The sequence below is a fragment of the Brevundimonas sp. UBA5936 genome (assembly GCA_002430835.1).
GTDB lineage: Bacteria > Pseudomonadota > Alphaproteobacteria > Caulobacterales > Caulobacteraceae > Brevundimonas.
Window position 1 is genome coordinate 1 of record DJDA01000018.1, and the last position, 3,548, is coordinate 3,548.

Below are 3,548 nucleotides of genomic sequence, written 5' to 3' on the forward strand. Positions count from 1 at the left end.
CCCCGCGCCTGGGCGCCGCCGTTCACTTCCAGCTCCGCTTCGGTCAGCACGCCGCGCAGCTCCTTCAGCGTCGCGGCGCCGAACAGGCTGGCGACGAACAGGCCGTCGGGCTTCAGCGCGCGGCGGATCTGGCTCAGAGCGCCGGGCAGGTCATTGGCCCAGTGCAGGCCCAGCAGGTTGACGATCAGATCGGCCGATCCGTCCTCCAGCCCCAGCGGCCCCGCGCCCGGCGCGGCGCGCTCGGCCGTCGAGCCGACGGCGCGCACCTGCGCCACCCTTTCGCGCGCCGGGCTGTCGGCCAGGGCGCGGGCGAAGACGCCGGGATGCGGCGACAGGTCGACGGGCGTCTGAAACTCGCGCAGGATCACCTCCAGGCTGTTCACCGCATTGTCGGCGGCGCGCAGGTGCAGGAAGTCGGCATCAGGGAAACGTCGCTCGGCGCGGTTAAGGCGCGCAGCGCGGCGCGCGGCGTCGAAGATGATCGGAGGACCGGAGGTGGGAGAGGGGGCGCTCATGTCGGTTCAGGATGGGGGCTGGCGGGGTCGATTGAAAGGCGTCACGGCGCCTTTAGCATCCGGCGCGCGCGATGCGGGCCGGGGCCTGCTGGATATTCTGTTGCCGCCTGTGGCTCACGACAGCCGCGAGGCGTCGGCCACGGCGGGCCTGTCGCCCGACGCCTGGAGCCGGGTGGCCTTTCTGGAGGCGCCGGTCTGCGACGGCTGCGGCGCGGCGTTCGAGTATGACGGCGGCGATTTCGCGGCGGATCGGTGCGCGGCCTGCGTCGCCAGCCCCTACGCCTTTAGCCGGGCGCGGGCGGCCTGCGTCTACGACGAGGCGTCGCGCGGGATCATCCTCAAGTTCAAACATGGCGACCAGCAGCAGTTCGCCTCCCTGTTCGCGCGCTGGATCAGCCGTTCGGCTGCGCCCCTGATCGAGACGGCCGACGCCGTGGTTCCCGTGCCCCTGCACCGCGCCCGCCTGCTGTCGCGGCGGTTCAATCAGGCGGCCGAGATCGCCCGGCCGCTGGCCCGCGCGGCGCGGCTCGACTATCTGCCCGACGCCCTGATCCGTCCCCTGCCGACCGCCAGCCAGGGCGGCAAGTCGGCACGCGGACGGCGGCTGAACGTCAAGACGGCCTTCGCCGTGACCGAAGCGGGGCGGCGACGCATCAAGGGGCGGCGTCTGTTGTTGATCGACGACGTGCTGACCACGGGGGCCACGGCCGAGGCCTGTGCGCGAGTGCTGATGGAGGCCGGAGCCCGCGCCGTGGACCTGGCCGTCATCGCGAGGGTGAAAAACGCGCGCGAACCGCTTAAGTGAGGGAGAACCTTCCCATCCGCCTTCAGGAGTCCCCCTTGGCCGAAGTCGTCCTCTACACCAAACCCGGCTGCCCCTACTGCATCCGCGCCATGGCCCTGCTGGACCGCAAGGGCGCGGCCTATACGGAGATCGTCGCCTCCAACGACCCGGCCAAGAAGGCCGAGATGGTCGAACGCTCGGGCGGCGCCGCCACCTTCCCGCAGATCTTCATCGACGGAAAGCACGTCGGCGGCTCGGACGACATCCACGCTCTGGACCGCAAGGGCGAGCTGGACGCCCTGCTGGCGGCTTGATGACGGACACGCTCGACATCGCGCTGATCCAGACGCGGACGCCGGCGACGGCGGCCGCAGGGCTGGCGCATGTCGAGCCTCTGATCCGTCAGGCGGCGGCCGGGGGCGCGCAGCTGATCCTGACGCCCGAGGGGAGCAACTTCCTCGAGCAACGCCGCGCTTTCCGCGACGCCGCCCTGTCGGACGAAGGCGCTGACCCGGCCGTCGCCGGGCTCAAGGCCCTGGCCGCCGAACTGGGCGTCTGGCTGTTGGTCGGCTCGGCCATCGTGCGCTCGGGCGTGGCGGATGACCCGCGCGCCGCCAATCGGTCCCTGCTGATCGACCCCAGCGGGGCGATCACGGCCCGCTATGACAAGCTGCACGTCTTCGACGTCGACCTGCCGAATGGCGAGACCTATCGCGAAAGCGCCTCGGTCAGGCCTGGCGAGGCGGCGGTGGTCGCCGCTGCGCCCTGGGGCGGCCTGGGCCTGACCATCTGCTACGACCTGCGCTTCCCTCATCTGCACCGCGCCTTGGCCCAGGCGGGCGCGACGCTGATCTCCGTCCCCGCCGCCTTCACCCGCCCGACCGGCGAGGCGCACTGGGAGACCTTGTTGCGCGCCCGCGCCATCGAGACGGGCGCCTTCGTCCTGGCCCCCGCCCAGGGCGGCACGCATGAAGACGGCCGCCGGACCTGGGGCCGCTCCCTGGTCGTCGGCCCGTGGGGCGAGGTGATCGCCCGGCTCGACCACGACGAACCGGGCGTCCTGCACGCCCGGCTGGACCTTTCCGCCGTGGAGCAGGCGCGCGCCAGCGTCCCCGCCCTGCGCCACGACCGCGATTTCGACCTGCCCCTATGATCCGCTACGCCCTGTCCTGCGACCGCGACCACGGCTTCGAGGCCTGGTTCGGCTCCTCGTCCGACTATGACGACCAGGCGGCGCGTGGCCTTGTCGAATGCCCCTTCTGCAGCTCGACGGCGGTGAGGAAGCAGGTCATGGCCCCGGCCGTCTCCGGTACGAAGAAGACCTCGCCTGACGCCCTGAAACCTGAAGCTTTGCAGCAGATGCAGTCGATGATGATGCAGGCCGCGCGCCAGGTGCGCGACCACGTCGAGCAGAATTTCGACTATGTCGGCGACGCCTTCGCCCGCGAGGCCCGCGACATCCACGAAGGTCGCAGCGAAAAGCGCGAGATCTACGGCGAGGCCACCCCCGCCGAGGTCAGGAAGCTGAAGGACGACGGCGTGCCTTGCGCCCCCCTGCCCAGCCTGCCGCCCGATCCCAAGAAGGCGAACTGACCGCAGATGGGGCAGGGGGAACGGTACGAGGAATTCGCCCCGCCCGACGCCTTGCGCCCCTTCGTGCGCCTGCTGTGGACCTACGCCGCGCCCCGCCCCAGCGGCGGCGTGCAGCGCATCGCCCCGGACGGCTGTCCCGAACTGGTGGTCGATCTGGCGGCCCCCTATGAGGAACAGGACGCCGACGGCGTCTTCCGCCTGCAGCCGTCGGTGATCTTCGCCGGTCAGATGACCCGGCCCATGGCCATCCGTCCGGTCGGCCCGGTCGAGATCGTCGCCGCCAAGTTCGAGCCCGACGGGGCGCGGGCGTTCCTCGGCCGCCCGCTGATCGAGGCGACGGACCGGCGGCTGGACCTTGTGGCGCGGCTGGACGGCTTCACGGCGCCGTCCGGCGATCCGGCGGGGCAGGCCGCCGCCCTCGGCGCCTGGCTGGAGGATCAGCGCCGGGCGGGCGACTGGCGCATCGACCTCGCCGTCCGCGCCCAGGTCGCCGCCGCTGAGAACGATCTTGAGGGGCCGCTTTTGAACTCGGCCGAACGCCGCGCCCTGCAGCGCCGGTTCCGCGATCGCGTCGGCGTGGCGCCGCGCACCCTGCGCTCGGTCTTCCGCTTCCGCCGCATCTTCGATCACGCGATGGGCCAGGACGCCGACGCCGC

General features: G+C 71.8%; 6 protein-coding genes. 5 read left to right on the plus strand and 1 reads right to left on the minus strand.

Features of this window, described 5'->3' with window-relative positions; all coding sequences use genetic code 11:
* On the minus strand, positions 1-515 hold a 515-nt coding region (locus tag B2Y21_RS01420), incomplete at its 3' end, for a methyltransferase domain-containing protein (protein ID WP_292056225.1).
* On the opposite strand from B2Y21_RS01420, the gene B2Y21_RS01425 reads away from it, so the two are divergent.
* The 5 genes from B2Y21_RS01425 to B2Y21_RS01445 form a co-directional block, all read left to right on the plus strand.
* Complete coding sequence (locus B2Y21_RS01425; RefSeq protein ID WP_292056227.1) at positions 514-1,320, plus strand: ComF family protein; 807 nt, start codon at positions 514-516, stop codon at positions 1,318-1,320. The two genes, B2Y21_RS01420 and B2Y21_RS01425, sit on opposite strands and share 2 nt — an antisense overlap.
* Positions 1,321-1,355: 35 nt before the next feature.
* Positions 1,356-1,613 carry a glutaredoxin 3 gene (gene grxC, locus B2Y21_RS01430; RefSeq protein ID WP_003164178.1) on the plus strand — a complete coding sequence of 86 codons (258 nt, stop codon included), beginning with the start codon at positions 1,356-1,358 and terminating at the stop codon, positions 1,611-1,613.
* A complete protein-coding gene (locus tag B2Y21_RS01435; protein ID WP_292056237.1) occupies positions 1,613-2,452 on the plus strand; it encodes a carbon-nitrogen hydrolase family protein in 840 nt (279 codons plus the stop codon). Before grxC ends, B2Y21_RS01435 begins: the two co-directional genes overlap by 1 nt.
* Positions 2,449-2,892, plus strand: a complete 444-nt coding sequence (locus B2Y21_RS01440; protein WP_292056240.1) for a DUF1178 family protein — start codon at positions 2,449-2,451, stop codon at positions 2,890-2,892. Before B2Y21_RS01435 ends, B2Y21_RS01440 begins: the two co-directional genes overlap by 4 nt.
* Positions 2,893-2,898: 6 nt before the next feature.
* Positions 2,899-3,548: DUF6597 domain-containing transcriptional factor (locus B2Y21_RS01445; RefSeq protein WP_292056244.1), on the plus strand; the 650-nt coding region annotated here is incomplete at its 3' end.